Source organism: Prevotella disiens, assembly GCF_900454955.1.
Lineage (GTDB): Bacteria > Bacteroidota > Bacteroidia > Bacteroidales > Bacteroidaceae > Prevotella > Prevotella disiens.
Genome location: NZ_UGTL01000001.1, coordinates 986,839 through 1,004,046 on the forward strand (window position 1 = coordinate 986,839; position 17,208 = coordinate 1,004,046).

Below are 17,208 nucleotides of genomic sequence, written 5' to 3' on the forward strand. Positions count from 1 at the left end.
CTGCTGTTAGTTGCCCAATTCCAATTGATTCTTCACGAGGTTATAATATGCGCCTCTCTTTGCTGTGAGTGTTTCGTGGTTGCCTGTTTCCACTACTTTACCTTTATCTAATACCACAATCTGGTCGGCATTCTTCACCGTACTTAGTCGGTGTGCCACGATAACTACCGTCTTACCTTTATAGAACTCGTCCAGATGTTCCACAATCATACGTTCGTTGTTGGCATCGAGCGAGTTGGTAGCTTCATCAAGGAAAATATAATTAGGGTTCTTGTATACGGCTCTCGCTATCAAGATGCGCTGTTTTTGTCCCTGACTTAAGCCCACACCATCGCGCCCAATCTTGGTGTTGTATTTTAGGGGCAGCCCCATCACATAATCGTGAATGCAGGCTATCTCGGCAGACTTCTGCAAACGCTCCTTATCTATCTCGCCGTCATCTACGGCAATGTTACGTGCTATCGACTCCGAAAAGATTACTCCATCTTGCATCACCACACCACATTGCCTGCGCCACCACTTCTTGTTGAGCGTGTTTACATCGGTTCCGCCAATAGTTATTCGACCGCCCAATACGGGATAATAGCCTAACATGAGCTTGATTAGCGTGGTCTTTCCGCTACCCGACGCTCCGACAATGGCTGTTACTTTGCCTTTAGGGATTGCGAGGCTTACATCATCTATGATAGTTTTCAGTGCGTGAGGGTCGTACTTGAAGTTTACACTTTCAAGTTCTATGCCTTTGTTTTCTTCTTTCACTGAGGTTTCCAATCCTTGCTTTCCGTTCTCATCGTCCATACGGTGGATTTCGTTGATACGCTCTAGGCTTATCTTTACATCTTGTACGGAGTAGAAGAAACTCATTAACTGCTCAACAGGTGAGTTGAGTTGTCCGATGATGTACTGCACGGCAAGCATCATACCCAGTGTGAGCTGTCCGTGAATGACAGCTGTTGCTGCCACCACGGTGATGACAATATTCTTCAGTTCGTTGATGAATATGCTGCCAGCTTCCTGCGTTTGTTGGAGCTTTAGCGATTTCATCTGTACACCGAAGAGGTCTGCCTGCACATCCTCCCATTCCCAGCGACGGCGATGTTCGCAGTCTTGGAGTTTTATCTCCTGCATGGAGGTGATAAACTCGTAGGTCTTGTTGTTGTTGATGGCTTGCTGCTCGAAAAGTTCGTAGTCGAGAACCTTTCTGCGCCTTAGGAAGAGCGCAAGCCAACCGCCATAAAGCAGACTGCCGAGCATGAAAATGGCGAAGATAAGCCAATTATAGGATAACAATACAATGCTGAATACCACAAAGGTAAAGAGCGAGAACACAATACTGAGTGTTTGTTGTGTCAGGAACGAGTTTACACGGTTGTGGTCGCCCATACGCTGCATAAGGTCGCCCATTAGTTTAGTATCGAAGAACGACATGGGTAGCTTCAGGAGCTTGATAAAGAAGTCGCTTACCAATGAAATGTTTATGCGCAGCGAGATATGCAGCAGCAGCCAACGACGGATAAAATCAATAGCGGTACGGCTCACCGTAAGCATCAACTGTCCCAAGAGAATCAACCAGATAAAGCCGATGTTTTGGTTTTTAATGCCCACGTCCACGATGGATTGTGTGAGGAAAGGCAGGATAAGCTGCAGCAAGCTGCCCACGAGTAAGCCTAAAATTATCTGTCCGAAATACTTGCGATATTGCTTGATGTAACCAAAGAGGAACTTAAACGAGCGTTCCTCTGTTGGCTGTTCATTTGTCTGTTTTTCATAAAAGGCAGGAGTAGGTTCTAAGAACATCGCGATACCCTTTTCCTCACCGCCCGATTGAGTACTAATCCAATGCTTCTTAAACTCCTCAAGATTGTACTTTATAAGTCCTTTTCCAGGGTCTGCAATGTAGAAAATCTTGCCTTTCTTTACCTTATATAGCACCACAAAGTGGTTTTGATTCCAGTGGAGGATACAGGGAGAAGATATTTTCTTTATTCCTTTTATATTAACTTTCCCACAATTACTTTTTATTCCTAAAGCAAAAGCTGTATCCCTGATGCTAAGCATAGAAACGCCCTCTGCCGTTGTATTGCACAGGCTGGAGAGATAATTTGTGGAATACTTTTTATGATAGTATTCACAGATCATCTGTAAGCATGCTACACCGCATTGCATGGAATCATGTTGCTTTATAAATACAATATTCATTATAGTCTATTTAATTCATTACTTGATTTTTCCCCTTTGTATTTATTTTTAGATGGATTTATCTGATAACTTGCAGTGAAGGTAAGCGTACATCTATTGGCATCGTTCCATTTATTCAAAATGATATTATTGGTGTTTTTACTCCATTTTTCACGACTTGTATTAAATAAATTATTAACTGCTAATTTTAATCGTAACTTTTCGTTAAAAAATTCTTTTACGCAATAAATATTACAATCGAAATTTTGAGAATAATAAGCTAAGTCTGTATCTAAATTTCCACATGTATTAAAGCTCATATTTACTCCTATTTGGAAATGTTTAGGCAGAGTTATTATATTATCCAATAGAAAAGAATAAATGGGCTTATTATATTTACTGTTATTGTATACCAAAAAAGGTTTTGTAAAATCTATTGTAAATGATGGTCTCCATATTTTAAACCATATCGGTGAATAATATAAAGCAATATCAAAGGTTTGATTGCTTCTTATATTCTGAGTATGAAAAATAGCAATGCTATCACTTCCATTGTATCTGTCGTAAACGTACATCGTACTATTCTTCATCATCGAATAATTTGCCATTACTTGTAAATCTTTCCACCCTAATGAAAATGAAAGCATATTAGTTTTTTGTGGTAAAAGGTTAGGGGTTCCACCTTCATATTCATAGGGATTATTATACTCAACAGAATTTCTTAGCATAAAATAACTTGGACGTAATGTCATATAACGGTATGCAAGGGTCATCTGTACATTATTGTTTTTGTAATTAATGACAGCAGAAGGATAAAAGCCCTTATCTCTCTGAGAATCTTTCGTTGAATAATTGCTATTGTTATAATAATTAAAATTCATATATTCAAACCTGATCCCCATACTTATATCCCAGTGCGCACCAAAAGATTTTTCATATTCTGAGAAAATTGAATACAGCTGTTGTTTAGCTACATTGGAAGTAGGTGATAGGCTATTTCGCAAGGTTGTACCATCTAGTATTGAATAACGATTTTTGTTTGTAGTAAAAGCTCCATCAGTTCCAGATGTCAAAGTTCCACCAACCAAAGGGCTTATTACCTTTGCCCGATAAGCATATAGCATATTATTACTATGATTCTTTGAATGGATTTCTTGGCTTGTAAGAAAATAATCTTGGTTATTCTCATTAGATGAGTTCATATAATCAAAATCAATCTTGAGATATGCGTCTTTTGTGAAATAATAAGAGAAATAACTATTTATATAATGACTGTATAAGACCGATTTTCTTTTATCGTTTGACATAAAACCTCTTACGTGTCCCAAATATTTAACTTCCACATAATCATCAGTCGTGAAAGTTTCATCAGGTACAGAAGTATACTTGTATATAGCACCCATAGCCACCTTATCTCTGTGTTCGTAATTAAGCCCTACTGATCCGTTCCAAGAGAATGCGTTAGTTTGCATATCCATATTCTCATTTACCTGCCGAGTTAATAAACTTCGATCTGAGAGCTGCTTAGCTTCAGCTGATGTTTGATTATATCGCAAATCCGCAAAAACGTCAAATTCTTTCTTTCGATATTTTATGTTTAGTCCACTATAATGAGACAACTTGCGCTCCATGCTTAAACCTGCATTAGCAAAACAGCCAATTCCTTCTCCTATTGGTTTTTTTGTGATTATTTTTATCACAGCACTTATTGTAGCGTCATACTCCGCTCCGGGATTGGTTATAATTTTTACTTGTTTAATATCCGAAGAATTTATTTGATTCAATTCGCTTTGATTCCGCACCAATCTATTATTGATAAAGATTAAAGGCTTTCCCTTACCCAAAACACTAATATTTCCATTCTTATTTATAATAAAGGGAAGATGAGATAACACATCTAAGCCATTACCAAGTTTAGCCAATGGTCCAGAAGCAATATTAGCGATGATACCTTTTGATGTATGTAAGTAGGTCTTACCTTTTACTATAACTTCTTTTAAAGTATTTTCATTGGGCTGTAAGAAGAAATTATATACGCTATCTTCAGGCACTATTTGCCTAAATTGGGTATTGCAGCCAATGTAACTTACTTTTATAATACCGTTGGGTATGTTGTTTGGAATTATAAACATGCCCAAAGAGTCCGTAGTGGTTCCTGTTATAAAAGCACTATCAGATGCTGAAAGGATGGTAACATTTACAAACTCCATAGGTAAATTGCTATCTTTTTCTCTTACTATTCCTTTTATTTGTCCAAAAGTACAAAGCGAAAGCATAAATAATTTTATAATCAATATGCTTCGCATCTTATTATTAGTATTCATATAGATTCTGTTTTTTATTGATTTCATTAACATATTCCTGCCACTTACCCTTATTTTTTCTCAATTTAACAATAGCTATTAGAATCTTTTCTATATATTCTCGCTGATATTTACATTTATCAGTATTAGGGGTAAGAGAATATTTTTTAGCTTCATTATCATAAAAAAAACTTTTTGGACAACATTCACATAAATTCTGACACCAACAGTTAGGACATAGTTTTTCCTTGTTATTTATCAGATTAAATAATGGGTAATGGTCTTGTATATGTTTTGAGTTAAAGATATTATCCCCTTTAACATCTCCAAGATTTAAGCTTTCGATTCCAACATCCATATGACAAGGATATATTAGTCCAGATGTTGATACCGCAAACTGTAACCTAGATATTTGGCAAGACTCAAGATGGTGCTTAAAAGAAATAGCCCATAAAATGTCTGTAAAGCATTCTGGTAAATTATCAACGTTTTGAACAGAGAAATCTATTTTATGATTATCTTCTTCAATACTAATTTCATCTACTAAAAAACCTTCAATGTTAAATCTTTTTCGAAAAAACAAAGATATATCATCTTTTGTAATATTCTCTTTAATATGCTGCTTTGTATAGGTAGCTTCGTATTGAACCTTTACACTAGGAATATGCTTTATATAATCAATGAACTTTGCAATCCTGTTATATGTACCTTTTCCTTGTTTATCAACACGATTACTGTCATTTATTTTTTTTTCTCCATCGATACTAACAGTGATAAACGTTATATATTTTTTTATAACACTAATTAATCGTTCATTCCAAATTGTTCCATTCGTTATTATGCCAAATTTAGGTAATTCTTCAAGTGATTTATCAAATTTATAGTTATAAAATAACGAGCATAGATACTCCATGACATCAACATTAATACATGGTTCTCCTCCAAAAAAAACAATTTTCTCAATGTGATGAAAATTATTAATACAAAAGTCATAAAATTCTTTGCCGTTTCTTTTGTCATCAAATGACGATGTAAATTGTAATTACCGCCATTCGCATAGCAATATTTACATCGAAGATTGCAATCATTTGAAATATGTAGTGTTATTCTATGAATAGCCCCTTCTTTTATTTCTTTTCCTTTTTCTTTGCAAAGAAGGTTTTTGGTAATAACCTTATTGAGGCTTACTAGTAGCTTTTTTATATCTGCTTCTAGTATATTTTTTTTAAGCGAAATCTCTGACAAAGAAATCCCAGATTTGATCATCTCAAGTATCTCTTTGATATGGTCATTGATACTTATTAAAGTATAAGAAGGATAATGAAAAAGTATAGTTTCATTATCTTTTGTTATAATATGAGTTTCTTTAAGGTTCACCATTTGTTTTATTTTTAAGAGGTAAATCAAGATAGCTTGTCATAAAATCACAAGCTACCTTGATATTGATATAAAGTACTTAAGGATTAGTTGTGCCTGTACTTGTAGAATCCGTAGGGGTAGAAGGGGTACTTGGTTTTCCATTACCACAACTGCATTGATGGCCATTAGCACCAACAATTTTAATTCCAAACTTACCACCAACAATGGCATCCAATTCTGTAGGTGCGAGTTCCTCTACATTAAGAACTTCGCTAAATGAAAGTGTATTATTCATTTTGTAATTATTATTATATTTTGTCTACTCTTATAGATTTTCGACTTTTTCTCCTTTTAAATTACAGTGAGGTCTGTTTTTATAATCTTGTCGACTTGATTATTTCTGTTGCAAATATATTTATATCTCCAAATTATATCGTTACACTTTTGTGTAATTCTGAATTTGTTGTCTGAAATATTACACAAAAGTGTAATCATGCTGCCTTGCAAAGCTCACCATATTTGGAAAAGAAACCCTTGATACCTCTTTTACTGGAACATACAGGAACGGTCTCTGATGTAAGGTAGTCTATGGGTTTCCCTATTTGGTGTGTGCCAAATCCCAAGCCCTTCATTACTTTCAATAGTTTGCTGTCAATCTCTGCAATCATATAGCTGTACTTATCCTCAACTATCGGCTTTACTGCCAATGCCATTAACCGCTTGAATAAAGTCAATGTGGATATTCTCGAATCCTTTACAACGGCAAAGCGTCCGATATGCCAAAAACTATATTTACTTTCCTGATGAATAGCATTCAGCGGGTTTATCCCATATATTTTTTCGATAGGAAGAGTCTTGTGCTTATCCCAATGAAAACTCCTGATGCAGCCAATTATATTCCCAAAGGCATCCCTTGCAATATAGATATGAGATTCGTTATCATACAGATATTCCTCTTCTTCAAGCACTGATTTGATATCTTCATTTATTTCTTTCTCTGTAAATGAAGATAAGTGATGGGAGTAATTTTCCCTGACTACAAACTGTGCTATTTCCAACAGACTCGTTTTGTCTGCCATGAAGATAGCGTAGTCCTTAAATGTTGCAATCTGTTTTTCCATAATGCTTTTTAATTCTTGATTTATACGGCAAAAATACTTCCTATGCAAATATCATCTATTACACTTTTGTGTAATTTGGCATCTCTCTCTTTGTTTTTTACACTTTTGTGTAATCTTTTTGCAGTATTCCGCATTAAAAATGTACTTTTGTAGTGAAATATATCAGAGAACCTTAACACGTTTAGCATATATGACAGACATAAAAGATTTTTTTATCGCATCAAATACCGTACGCAATGCACCAGATTATGACTCACATGTATTATCTACATTAGTACAAACGTTAGAGGCATTTGCACGTGTGACTTATCAGAGCGTTTACTTGATAGACTATTACAGGCAGGAGTTTCTTTATGTGTCGGACAACCCTTTGTTTCTTTGTGGGCATACGGCAAGGGAGGTGAAGGAATTAGGGTACAGTTTTTACTTGAAACATGTGCCGGAGGAGGAACAAAAAATGCTCGTGGAGCTGAACAGCAGTGGTTTTAAGTTCTTCGATACTTTCGACAACGTTGATAAATACCAATGCTCTATGTCCTATCATTTTCATCTGAAGAGTGGAACGAGGAGCAAACTAATCAATCATCAGCTTACTCCTATACTATTAACCGATGAGGGCAAGATATGGATTGGAATGTGTGTCGTGTCTCTGTCTTCGCATAAAACAGCTGGACACGTTGAGTTTCACAAGAATGGACAACAGAAATATTGGAAATACTCTTTCGAGGGACATCGGTGGCAGGAATATATTAGTGTATCGCTTAAAGAAGAAGAGCTTGAAGTTCTCAGACTATCTGTGGCTGGTCTTACGATGGCAGAAATTGCAGACAGAATGTGTCGGTCGTTAGACTCCATTAAATTCTACAAACGCCACGCCTTTGAAAATTAGGTGTGGCGAATATTACAGAAGCTATTTCAAGGGCAACCTTAAACAAATTGTTCTGAAAACTATACTTCGCTTATTGCAAAAGTGAGGAGAAATAGAATTTTGGAAAATAGTTCACAGGTTTTCCTGTGGCAAGATTGTACATTGCTGTTGTACACAATCCCGCTGCAATCCAGGATGCTATGGACAGTTGTGGAGGTGGTAGCATTTCGCTTTCTTCTCTATATTGAGTAACGATTTTATCCAGCCACTCCTTTGGCTGATTCCAAAAAGCTCCGTGTCCGGTAACATACTCAGCTACCTTTAATTCAAATCCCTTAAATCCGTCTGACAATTCTGATATGGAGTGTCCCAATGGGTCTGCGATTGTAACAAAACCTGCCCAACCAAAGTTGTATGGGTGCAGTACGGGAATTTTTCTTTCTTTGCATATTTCATCAAAGACGAATGGGGTCTTATCCTTAAAGTCCAAGGCATTGATAGCCACATCATGTCCATTCAGCATCTCTTCGATGTTATCAGGAGTCAAGAACTCTATATGGAAATCTATCTGTGCATCAGGATTGATGCTTAGCAAACGCTCAGCCAAGCACTCTGCCTTGTATCTACCAATGTCATCCTCCGTATAGTTCTGCCTGTTAAGGTTGCTTCTCTCAACCTTATCACCATCGGCAATTGTAATATGCTCGAAACCAAACCGCAAAGCACATTCAGCCACGATACTACCAATGCCTGCACCACCAAGGAATATGTTATAATCCTTAATCAAACTTTGTTCCTTCTCGCTCACATAGAGCCTGTTTCTACTGTATCTGTCTTCCATAACTACATATTTAATTTGTGACAAAAGTAAATGCTTAAACACACACATGCACTACACAAAAGTGTAAAAAACTCTCATTCCACTGATTATTTTAGATTTTATAACATATTCAGAGCGTGATATGCTATTCCTGATAATGTTCGTCTAATAATCTCTCCAAGTCCGACATCTTATAGAGTATCTTCCCTGCGAATTGCGTATAGGGGATAACTTTCCTGTCCCTATAGTCCTGCAAGGTACGAGGGCTGATATACAGCCGCTCACATACTTCCTTGCTCGTTAGGAAATGCTCACCGCCAAACAGCGGTTTATGTGTCTGTGCCACTTCCTTTATCCGTCTGTTGACTCCTTCAAGTGCGGACAGCACCCCCTGCATATCATCCGCTTCCATGTTCAAGTCCTTTACTGATTCCATAATATCCTTCTCTTATTTGTTATTCTTTATTCTGTCTGTTTTCGATTTCTCCGATTTGCTTTGGAGCAATAGCTCCACATCCTCACGCCTGTAATAGCACTTATGCCCGATTTGCGAGAAAGGCAGCACGCCTGTATCTCGATAGTGCTGCAATGTGCGCTTGCTGATGTTAAGCAACTTGCACACATCACCGTTGTGCAGCCAATCGGTATGCTTGCTTTGTTCTCCAAATGCCTTATGGCAGGTTTCAGCAAGGCTAAGTATCTCATTTCTGAGCCTTGTCCAATTTGAATCCGTAATGATAAAATATCCCATAATTCTATTGTTGTTTTGTTTGTAATTCTGTCTTATTGGTATTGACAATACCTTTGCCTGTTTTGCGTATCATTGCACGTTTATGTCTGCAAAAGTATGATGAGTTTATTATACTTCAAAGCAGCAGGGAACAGCAGGGAAATATCGGGAACTTCAAGGAAAAAGACAATGCATTTTATCAGCAGCCGTTTGCACCTTCTTACCCTATTTTTTTTCTTTCACCGTCCGTTGGGTACAAAGATATGGTGCTGTATCTCCTATTCAATCGTTTTTCGCCCAAGTGGCAGCTTGTGACACTCTTGGTGTGGACAAACGCTACCCTATTTCTGTGCTGATTCTATTGTTTGCAATATTGGTGCTGAATACTGCAAACGTGTGCAGAGGGTACACTTCTACCTCTGTCTTTCCTTGCTATTTTATCTTCTGTTTTGACTTAATTTGGGCTTCAATCAGTCATTTCTTTTCCTGTCTCCTCAAAAATCCGTGCGAACTTTATTGCGAATGAACGCAACATTATGCAAGCACTCTCCGAATGCTTGGAACTTTCATCTTCTCGTAATAACTTCACTCTCTGAAACCAAACCAAGCATATAATGAAGAAGAATGCAGATAAAAGTAAATCGAAGGGAGGAAACAATATGCCTAAGCAAAGGAAGACTTCCTCCAAAAACGGTGAGATAGAAACTTATCTCTCCTCTTATTATGAGTTCAGATACAACACGGTGTTGGGAAGAACTGAATACAGGGGCAAGGATGATACTCACTTCTCAAAAGTGGGTCGCTATGAAATCAACACGCTCCGCAGGGAACTTGATAACTATGTGGGCATCGTTACTTCTTCCGACAATCTCTATTCCATCATAGAAAGCAGCTTCTCTCCACGTATCAATCCCATACAGGAGTATTTCAAGGGATTGCCCTTGGTGGATATTGATAATAGCAGTGGTAATAACAGTGGCAATAGCGATAGTTATGCTTATGGCAGTAAGAGTAATGGTAATAATGAAAACAATAGCTGTTGTGATATTTCTTCCCTTTCATTGAAAGCCATTCCCGAATTGGCAAGTTGCGTAGTTGTGCGCAACTCTGACAAGTGGCTGCCATACCTTACCAAATGGCTCGTGGCAGTGGTCGCCAACGCCATGGACGACCGTGAATGCCGTAACCATACCTGTCTTGTACTGACAGGCGAGCAGGGCAAGTTCAAGACAACTTTCCTTGACTTGCTCTGCCCACCTGCCCTGCATGGTTACAGCTACACGGGAAAGATATATCCGCAAGAGAAGGACACGCTTACCTATATAGGGCAAAACCTCATCGTAAACATTGACGACCAGCTCAAAGCCCTCAACAAGCGTGACGAGAACGAACTGAAAAACCTCATCACCTGTCCGATGGTCAAGTACCGTATGCCTTACGACAAGTATGTGGAGGAACATCCACATTTGGCGAGTTTCGTTGCATCGGTAAATGGTAACGATTTCCTTACCGACCCCACAGGCAGCAGACGGTTTCTGCCCTTTGAAGTGCTTTCCATAGATATTGAGAGAGCAAAAGCTATCTCGATGGACAATGTTTATGCGGAAGCCAAAGCCCTGTTAAAGTCAGGTTTTCGCTATTGGTTTGACGATGACGAGATTGCCGAACTATATAGAGAGAGTGAAGACTTTCAAGTACAAACTGCAGAGATGGAGCTTTTGTTGCGTTGTTTTGAAAAGCCAACGGAGGATGAAAGTTATTCGTTAATGACCACTACGGAGATACTCACTTATTTGGGTATTTATACTCACCAACCACTTGTTGCCAAGCGTATGGGCGAAGCCTTGAAGAAAGCAGGATACATAAAGGTGAGCAAACGAAGAAACGGTAGTAGCCCTATTTATGTCTACAAGATTAGGAAAATCTTGCCATGCCCGCTCCTTCAAACTTGTAGTAGCCAAATGTAGTAGAATGTGTAGTATTGTCTTATACTACAAAGTAATACTGATTATCAATCACTTATTACAAAATAGTATGTAGTAAGAAGAAAGATGAAAAAGTTTGGAGGGGAAAAACTTTGGAAAAGGTAAAACCACAAAAACAGACAAACATAAATAATTATTATTCAACCCATTAATGTATCAAAACAATGAAAAAAGAAGATTTATCACGTATCAAGCGATACCCCATCGTGGAGTATCTTGAAAGGAAAGGCATCAAGCCTGTACGTAGGACTGCTGCCTATGCCCTGTATTGTTCACCGCTCAGGGAGGAAACGCATCCGAGTTTTAAGGTGGACACAGAGAAGAACCTCTGGATAGATTATGCCGAAGGTAGGGGCGGAAGTATCATTGACCTCTGTATGCGCTTGGAAGGCTGCACGCTATCGGAAGCCATTTGCTGTTTGGAACAAAACGCTTCCGATAATATAACATATAGTTCTCGTAAAGACTTCGTGCCAAATAATTCCCAGCCTGTGATGGCTATAAATGGAGCAAGGAGACTGATAGAAATATCAGACACCCTGCCACCACATTTGCAGGAGTATCTTGCGAGGGAACGCTGCATTGACTTGGAAAAGGCAATGCCATTTCTTAAATGTATCACTTATGAGGTAAGGGGCAGATGTTACGAAGCCATCGGCTTTGCCAATCTCTCTGGCGGCTATGAGCTTCGGGACAATAAAACGTTCAAGGGAACGATAGCTCCGAAAGACATTACTCCTATATTCACCGACAAGATAATAAACCAAATACAGCCAACTTGTGTATTCGAGGGTTTTATGGATTTTCTTTCTTTTCTTTCAATGAAAGAAGAAGTAACAAGTGCCTGCCTTGTGCTAAACTCCGTGAGCAATACCGCCAAAGCAATTCGGTATATGAATGCGCAGGGAATATCTTTCATTCGTGCCTTCCTTGACAATGACGATGCTGGGCGGAGAGCTGTGCAGGAGTTTGCAGGGGCAGGCTTTCATGTTGAGGACATGAGCATACACTACAAGGATTTCAAAGACCTCAACGAGTTTCATGTCAGTCATGTCCGTGAGCGACAGAAGCATAAAGGGCAGATACAGGCACACATGTCGATTACAGACCAAAATCAAAACAAGGAATCAAAACAAGTCAAACATAAAATCAGATAGAGAAATGAAAAAGAAAACAATGATGAATGACAAAGACCTTTCGTGGTTCTTGGACAACCAAGATGATGAAATGGACAATGAGGTAATCCCACAGACGGAAGCACACCCCGTTCCTGTAGAGGAAACAACAACGGACGTAGAAATGAATGAGGACAGTGTTAGTCAAGGAGAAGCGGATATCACTTCTGGGAAATCCGAGCATACACGGCATACTGAGAATATGGCTGTTCAAAGACGTATCAGTGCCAAAATGAGAAAGGAAACGCTTGAAGCCTACAAGCAAGCCTACCTTGTCCCAACAAAACTGAGCAACCGAAAGGCGGTCTATCTAAGCCTAGAAACGCATGAGCGTGCCGACTTCATCGTGCGCAGATTGGGCGACAAGGGCAGCAACCTTTCAAGTTTCGTGGAGAACATCGTGCGCATTCATTTGGAGGAGTATGGTGAGGACATAGAGAAGTGGAGAAAGCTGTGAGGCACAGGAAAAGGGAGCGAGGACTTTTGGGAAAAGGGGCTATTATTCCACTTAAAACCCTCAACCCTTTTTTAGAGAACATATCAACAGACATTTGTCAAACATACTGAATGATGAGAACACCACGAACACAGTTAAACACGGAATGCACAGCATTCACTTTCAAGCAGCAAAACGCCTTGTGCGTAAACGTTTCGTTAGCTGATATTGCAAGACGTCAGTTTGTACCCACAAACTGCGCCCAGCTCCCCTCGTCAGACTATCGGGGAGATAAGACCGTAATCACTCCGTTCTCATCGGTCAGCATTCAGGAATTAAACAACAACAAATCATATTCAATGATTAACTTTCAAGGAAACTTATATGAACAGATACAAAGGAAAAGCTGCCCGATGGCAGCAATGGGATAAGGAAGAACAGAGGATGAACAAGACAGAGTTCATCAAGGTAAGATGCACCTTAGAAGAAAAGCAGCGTATTAAGTCAAAGGCAGAAAGTGCGGGACGGAAATTCTCCGATTATTGTCGGGAAATACTCCTTAACGGAGAAGTAACAGCCGTTCCCAAGATGACCGACAATGAGAGGGAAGCCATTGCCATCCTCCAACATACAGGAAGATTCTATGGGCAGGTTTCCAACCTCATCAAGGTCAAGGACGAAGATTGGCTACATATCACAAAGAACCTCTCGCTATGTGCCAAAGAAGCATTTAAGCGATTTTACGACCCGCATTTTCGTGTGGACGATGAGGTATATAAGGTCTTAAATCTAACAAGAAATGATAGGAAAATGTAAGGCGATAGCGCACGGCAGCACAGCTTTGGACTATATTTTCAGGGAAGGCAAACTCGGTAGTCGGCTTGCATTCCACAATCTTTGCAGCAGAGATCCAAAGACTATCTATGAGGAAATGAAAGTGGTCAGTGACTACAACAGCCGTTGCAGGAACAAGTTTCTCCGTATCGAAATCGGCATCGCACCGCAGGACGAGAAAAAGCTGTCTGTGTCCGAATATATGTGGATAGCCCATTTGTTTGCCAAGCGAATGAGACTTGACAACCACCAATGGGTGGCAGTAACGCACAAGGACACCGACAACACACACATTCACATCATCGCCAACCGTATCAGTCTGTACGGAGAGGTCTATGATACCACTTTTGCGAGCAACAGGGCAGCGAGAGTGGCAGAGGAAATAAGCAGAGAGAAAGGCTTGACTATCGCAAAGGAGGTCAAAACAAACAAAAAATACCAAAAGGAAAAATCTAACCCAACGAGAGAGCAAACAAAGAAAGAGGTACAGCAAATCTGTTATTCCCTGCTTGACAAGTACAAAGGAACAGGTATCACGGGGCATTCCATGTTCCTTTATGAATTGAACAAAAACGGCATTACCATAGAGCGTATGAAGAACAAGCAGGGCAAGGTATATGGCTTGAAGTTCTCATACGCAGGGCAATCCTTCAAGGCTTCCGAAATCGGCAGGGAGTTCGGCTACCATTCCTTGCAGAAGAACTTTGAAGCAACCAACAAGGAAGAACAGAAGAAACCACGCCAAACGATACAAGAGCCAATAGAAAAGGAAGAACAACCTGATAAAGGCTACCAACTTGTACCTAAAAGCCGTTCATACATACCAAAAGCATCAAAAGAAACTCCGCAGATTGCACAGGTTATCGGTACAATGGCAGATGCAGCCATTAGCGCAGCCGATGAAGCAGTGGAAGGATTGGTCGATTTGATTACACCATCCGCACATGGTGATGACTATGCCGAAGCAGCATGGCAGCGTAAACTCAGATACCAAGCCAATAGAAAGAAAAGACGAGGAAGAGGAATATAACCCACAACCAGACAATCAATCAAAAATGCAGAAAGAAGAATATTTCATCAAAAACGCTTGTTATTCGGTAACAAAGTCTTATCTTTGCAAACAGAATAACAAGCGTTCTTTGTTAGGCAGAAAACAGCGAAGCCAAGTAGCTCGCTCGTTTCCAAATCGTTACCTGTTTAGTTGTATCAATAAGGTAACTTCTTTATTTTCAGATAGATATATTTTTATAATTATCTTGAAACGCAAAACAAATGGTTTTAAAAACTAATATGTAATATACTGATTTTTAAATAGTTACAAGATTGTTCTAAATTTCCTGAAATTTTAACGAAAAAGAACAATAAAAGAACATGATTTTATTAAGTCGGAGAGAGGCAAAGAAATTACAAATAAGAATAAATTAATTTCAAGCAAACAATGATACTTTGTAGGGGCGTGATTTATCACGTTCCTAACACCCTAACATTTACTAAGAGGAACGTGATAAATCACGCCCCTACAAAGTATCATTACTTGCTAAAAGTTAGCTATTTTACACTCAGAAAGAGAAGGAAGAAAAACAAAAAAGCCCAACAAGCGTTTGCATGAAACTATCTTGTTGGGCTTTTCGTATGCGTTATTTTGTTGTATCCGACTCTGTAAAATCGACATATTCGCCTTCATCGTCGGCAATAACTGGTTTGCGCTCTTGCTTTTGGCGATGGTCGATGATGGTATTTCCGTCCACTTTTACTTCGTCTTTTAAATCTTCAGGATTGAATCTGCGGCGTACACGGGTTATTTGCTTATAAAATGTATAAGCCACCCAAAGAATTAGGGCTAAGAAAACTATAAAAATGAAGAAAATAAATTTTAGGAAAAACATATTACTTCTTTATAATGTAAGACAAAAGAACGTACCAAGCAATGATGATTGACAATGCAGTAATGCCAAAAATCAAGAGCAAAGGAACGCAAGTTGCCAAAAATATATACTTTACTTGATTGCCTTTCCAACTCCATTCCTTAAATTTGAGTGCAAACATTGGAATTTCGGCTACTAATAGCCACGAACTAACCAATATTCCAGCAAGGAGAACGAAAAGCATTAAAGGATAGTTTTCTATCCATTGACCTCCACCAACAATAAGCGAACTCCAAAATAAAGCGTTAGCTGGTGTAGGCAAACCTATAAAACCTAAGGCTTGACGTTCGTCTAAATTGAATTTTGCCAAGCGTAAAGCTGAAAAAGCAGCCATGATATAAGCTGCAAAAGGAAGTGCTGGGCGCAAAGGTTCAAGTAGGGTAGGATAGTCCATGATGCTCAATTCGCTGAACAAAATAGTTGAAGGTGCTACGCCAAAAGTAATAACATCAGCCAATGAATCAAGTTCTTTGCCAATGGGCGAACTTACGTTTAAAAGTCGAGCTGACATACCATCAAAGAAATCGAAGACAGCTCCTGTAACAATCCAAACAAGTGCCATTTCAGCATTGCCACTAAAAGCAAAAGCAATAGCGATGCAACCTGAAATAAGATTGCAGCAAGTTATCGTATTTGGAATATGCTTTTTAAACGTCATTACCTCTTTATATAGTCTTATTTAAGTTTTGCAATAACAGTTTGGTCGCCTGTTGTAGTTTGCCCCATCTTTACGCAAATTTCAGAATCAATTGGCAAGAAAACATCAACACGGCTACCTAATTTGATGAATCCCATGTGTTCATCAATGAAACATTCTTCGCCCTCTTTTGCGTAGGTAACAATGCGGCGTGCCACAGCACCAGCTATTTGGCGGCAAAGAATGTCTTTTCCGTCAGGAGTTGTAATAATGGTGTCAGCGTGTTCGTTTTCTTCACTTGCCTTTGGCAACCATGCTTTATGGAAATTACCATTAAAATGCTTTGTGAATTTCACTGTTCCATCAACTGGAAACCAATTGGCATGAACATTCCAAAGGCTCATAAAAATGGAAACCATAATACGACGGTCGTGAAAATACTTATTTTCGTCCACCTCTTCTATTACTACGATATGTCCGTCGGCAGGTGCTACAACTATTTTTTCGGTATCTTCTTGGCTAAAATAGCGAATTGGACAGCGATAAAAATTTAATACAATGCCATATATAGTACCAAAGATTGCTATAAAAATCCAAAAAGGAATTTTGGAATCAATGCCAAACCACAGGATTAAAGATATTAAGCCAACTCCTATACCTCCATAAAGAAGTTGGTCTGTGCCTTCGTGATGCAATCTTATTTTCTTGAATTTCTTTTTTATTTTACCCATTTTAGGAGTAGATAATTATACGAATGCAAAGATAAATATTTTTTATTATTCTCACAAATTTTTAATCTTATTCTTTTGGATATGTCAGTTTTTGATTGTATCTTTG

The 17,208-nt window shown here is 38.7% G+C and carries 18 protein-coding genes and 1 pseudogene; 7 read left to right on the plus strand and 12 right to left on the minus strand.

The annotated features are described in order from the left end of the window. Positions 1-6: 6 nt before the first annotated feature. The 6 genes from DYI03_RS04360 to DYI03_RS04385 form a co-directional block, all read right to left on the minus strand. The gene (locus DYI03_RS04360; protein ID WP_036859360.1) at positions 7-2,199 is read right to left on the minus strand and encodes a peptidase domain-containing ABC transporter; all 2,193 of its coding nucleotides are present in this window, start codon (positions 2,197-2,199) and stop codon (positions 7-9) included. Beyond that, positions 2,199-4,502, minus strand: a complete 2,304-nt coding sequence (locus DYI03_RS04365; protein WP_025064789.1) for a TonB-dependent receptor domain-containing protein — start codon at positions 4,500-4,502, stop codon at positions 2,199-2,201. The genes DYI03_RS04360 and DYI03_RS04365 overlap by 1 nt, the downstream gene beginning before the upstream one ends. Continuing rightward, complete coding sequence (locus DYI03_RS04370) at positions 4,492-5,394, minus strand: SPASM domain-containing protein (RefSeq protein WP_115367902.1); 903 nt, start codon at positions 5,392-5,394, stop codon at positions 4,492-4,494. The genes DYI03_RS04365 and DYI03_RS04370 overlap by 11 nt, the downstream gene beginning before the upstream one ends. Then, on the minus strand, positions 5,319-5,861 hold the full coding sequence (locus DYI03_RS13400) for a hypothetical protein (protein WP_115367903.1): 543 nt from the start codon (positions 5,859-5,861) through the stop codon (positions 5,319-5,321). Before DYI03_RS13400 ends, DYI03_RS04370 begins: the two co-directional genes overlap by 76 nt. A gap of 76 nt (positions 5,862-5,937) precedes the next feature. Then, positions 5,938-6,135 carry a hypothetical protein gene (locus tag DYI03_RS04380; protein ID WP_021668316.1) on the minus strand — a complete coding sequence of 66 codons (198 nt, stop codon included), beginning with the start codon at positions 6,133-6,135 and terminating at the stop codon, positions 5,938-5,940. Between the two features lie 196 nt (positions 6,136-6,331). Further along, complete coding sequence (locus DYI03_RS04385; protein ID WP_021668315.1) at positions 6,332-6,961, minus strand: hypothetical protein; 630 nt, start codon at positions 6,959-6,961, stop codon at positions 6,332-6,334. A 190-nt stretch (positions 6,962-7,151) separates the two neighbouring features. On the opposite strand from DYI03_RS04385, the pseudogene DYI03_RS04390 reads away from it, so the two are divergent. Next, a pseudogene (locus DYI03_RS04390) lies at positions 7,152-7,906 on the plus strand (helix-turn-helix domain-containing protein). 14 nt (positions 7,907-7,920) lie between these two features. On the opposite strand, the gene DYI03_RS04395 reads toward DYI03_RS04390, so the two are convergent. From DYI03_RS04395 to DYI03_RS04405, 3 genes are all read right to left on the minus strand, one after another. Continuing rightward, positions 7,921-8,670, minus strand: coding sequence for a ThiF family adenylyltransferase (locus DYI03_RS04395; RefSeq protein ID WP_025064786.1), 750 nt, complete (start codon positions 8,668-8,670; stop codon positions 7,921-7,923). A 124-nt stretch (positions 8,671-8,794) separates the two neighbouring features. Continuing rightward, on the minus strand, positions 8,795-9,085 hold the full coding sequence (locus tag DYI03_RS04400; protein ID WP_021668312.1) for a helix-turn-helix domain-containing protein: 291 nt from the start codon (positions 9,083-9,085) through the stop codon (positions 8,795-8,797). A gap of 12 nt (positions 9,086-9,097) precedes the next feature. Then, positions 9,098-9,400, minus strand: a complete 303-nt coding sequence (locus DYI03_RS04405) for a helix-turn-helix domain-containing protein (RefSeq protein WP_025064785.1) — start codon at positions 9,398-9,400, stop codon at positions 9,098-9,100. Between the two features lie 593 nt (positions 9,401-9,993). Between DYI03_RS04405 and DYI03_RS04410 the strand changes: the two genes are divergently transcribed. The 6 genes from DYI03_RS04410 (at position 9,994) to DYI03_RS04430 (ending at position 14,839) form a co-directional block, all read left to right on the plus strand. After that, complete coding sequence (locus tag DYI03_RS04410) at positions 9,994-11,346, plus strand: virulence-associated E family protein (RefSeq protein WP_115367904.1); 1,353 nt, start codon at positions 9,994-9,996, stop codon at positions 11,344-11,346. A 182-nt stretch (positions 11,347-11,528) separates the two neighbouring features. Then, complete coding sequence (locus DYI03_RS04415; protein ID WP_115367905.1) at positions 11,529-12,521, plus strand: toprim domain-containing protein; 993 nt, start codon at positions 11,529-11,531, stop codon at positions 12,519-12,521. Between the two features lie 4 nt (positions 12,522-12,525). After that, complete coding sequence (locus tag DYI03_RS04420) at positions 12,526-12,996, plus strand: DUF3408 domain-containing protein (protein WP_025064902.1); 471 nt, start codon at positions 12,526-12,528, stop codon at positions 12,994-12,996. A 110-nt stretch (positions 12,997-13,106) separates the two neighbouring features. Beyond that, on the plus strand, positions 13,107-13,406 hold the full coding sequence (locus tag DYI03_RS13295) for a hypothetical protein (RefSeq protein ID WP_147287665.1): 300 nt from the start codon (positions 13,107-13,109) through the stop codon (positions 13,404-13,406). Then, positions 13,360-13,791, plus strand: a complete 432-nt coding sequence (locus DYI03_RS04425) for a plasmid mobilization protein (protein ID WP_115367906.1) — start codon at positions 13,360-13,362, stop codon at positions 13,789-13,791. Before DYI03_RS13295 ends, DYI03_RS04425 begins: the two co-directional genes overlap by 47 nt. Beyond that, a complete protein-coding gene (locus DYI03_RS04430; protein ID WP_115367907.1) occupies positions 13,775-14,839 on the plus strand; it encodes a relaxase/mobilization nuclease domain-containing protein in 1,065 nt (354 codons plus the stop codon). Before DYI03_RS04425 ends, DYI03_RS04430 begins: the two co-directional genes overlap by 17 nt. Positions 14,840-15,446: 607 nt before the next feature. Here DYI03_RS04430 and DYI03_RS04440 read toward each other — a convergent pair. The 3 genes from DYI03_RS04440 to DYI03_RS04450 all read right to left on the minus strand — a co-directional run bounded on the left by DYI03_RS04440 (position 15,447) and on the right by DYI03_RS04450 (position 17,102). After that, on the minus strand, positions 15,447-15,635 hold the full coding sequence (locus DYI03_RS04440; RefSeq protein ID WP_306302174.1) for a DUF4834 domain-containing protein: 189 nt from the start codon (positions 15,633-15,635) through the stop codon (positions 15,447-15,449). 61 nt (positions 15,636-15,696) lie between these two features. Next, positions 15,697-16,392: a CDP-diacylglycerol--serine O-phosphatidyltransferase gene (gene pssA, locus DYI03_RS04445; protein ID WP_004357256.1), complete on the minus strand. Its 696-nt coding sequence runs from the start codon at positions 16,390-16,392 to the stop codon at positions 15,697-15,699. A gap of 17 nt (positions 16,393-16,409) precedes the next feature. Then, complete coding sequence (locus DYI03_RS04450; protein ID WP_021668760.1) at positions 16,410-17,102, minus strand: phosphatidylserine decarboxylase family protein; 693 nt, start codon at positions 17,100-17,102, stop codon at positions 16,410-16,412. Positions 17,103-17,208 lie beyond the last annotated feature (106 nt).

Bases quoted from the DNA above. Each gene is read 5' to 3' on its own strand.
- DYI03_RS04370 (WP_115367902.1), bottom strand. From the start codon at position 5,394: ATGGAGTATCTATGCTCGTTATTTTATAACTATAAATTTGATAAATCA.
- DYI03_RS04415 (WP_115367905.1), top strand. From the start codon at position 11,529: ATGAAAAAAGAAGATTTATCACGTATCAAGCGATACCCCATCGTGGAG.
- DYI03_RS04410 (WP_115367904.1), top strand. From the start codon at position 9,994: ATGAAGAAGAATGCAGATAAAAGTAAATCGAAGGGAGGAAACAATATG.
- DYI03_RS04420 (WP_025064902.1), top strand. From the start codon at position 12,526: ATGAAAAAGAAAACAATGATGAATGACAAAGACCTTTCGTGGTTCTTG.
- DYI03_RS04385 (WP_021668315.1), bottom strand. From the start codon at position 6,961: ATGGAAAAACAGATTGCAACATTTAAGGACTACGCTATCTTCATGGCA.
- DYI03_RS04405 (WP_025064785.1), bottom strand. From the start codon at position 9,400: ATGGGATATTTTATCATTACGGATTCAAATTGGACAAGGCTCAGAAAT.
- DYI03_RS04400 (WP_021668312.1), bottom strand. From the start codon at position 9,085: ATGGAATCAGTAAAGGACTTGAACATGGAAGCGGATGATATGCAGGGG.
- DYI03_RS13295 (WP_147287665.1), top strand. From the start codon at position 13,107: ATGATGAGAACACCACGAACACAGTTAAACACGGAATGCACAGCATTC.
- DYI03_RS04430 (WP_115367907.1), top strand. From the start codon at position 13,775: ATGATAGGAAAATGTAAGGCGATAGCGCACGGCAGCACAGCTTTGGAC.
- DYI03_RS04380 (WP_021668316.1), bottom strand. From the start codon at position 6,135: ATGAATAATACACTTTCATTTAGCGAAGTTCTTAATGTAGAGGAACTC.
- DYI03_RS04365 (WP_025064789.1), bottom strand. From the start codon at position 4,502: ATGAATACTAATAATAAGATGCGAAGCATATTGATTATAAAATTATTT.
- DYI03_RS13400 (WP_115367903.1), bottom strand. From the start codon at position 5,861: ATGGTGAACCTTAAAGAAACTCATATTATAACAAAAGATAATGAAACT.
- DYI03_RS04360 (WP_036859360.1), bottom strand. From the start codon at position 2,199: ATGAATATTGTATTTATAAAGCAACATGATTCCATGCAATGCGGTGTA.
- DYI03_RS04395 (WP_025064786.1), bottom strand. From the start codon at position 8,670: ATGGAAGACAGATACAGTAGAAACAGGCTCTATGTGAGCGAGAAGGAA.
- DYI03_RS04450 (WP_021668760.1), bottom strand. From the start codon at position 17,102: ATGGGTAAAATAAAAAAGAAATTCAAGAAAATAAGATTGCATCACGAA.
- pssA (WP_004357256.1), bottom strand. From the start codon at position 16,392: ATGACGTTTAAAAAGCATATTCCAAATACGATAACTTGCTGCAATCTT.
- DYI03_RS04425 (WP_115367906.1), top strand. From the start codon at position 13,360: ATGAACAGATACAAAGGAAAAGCTGCCCGATGGCAGCAATGGGATAAG.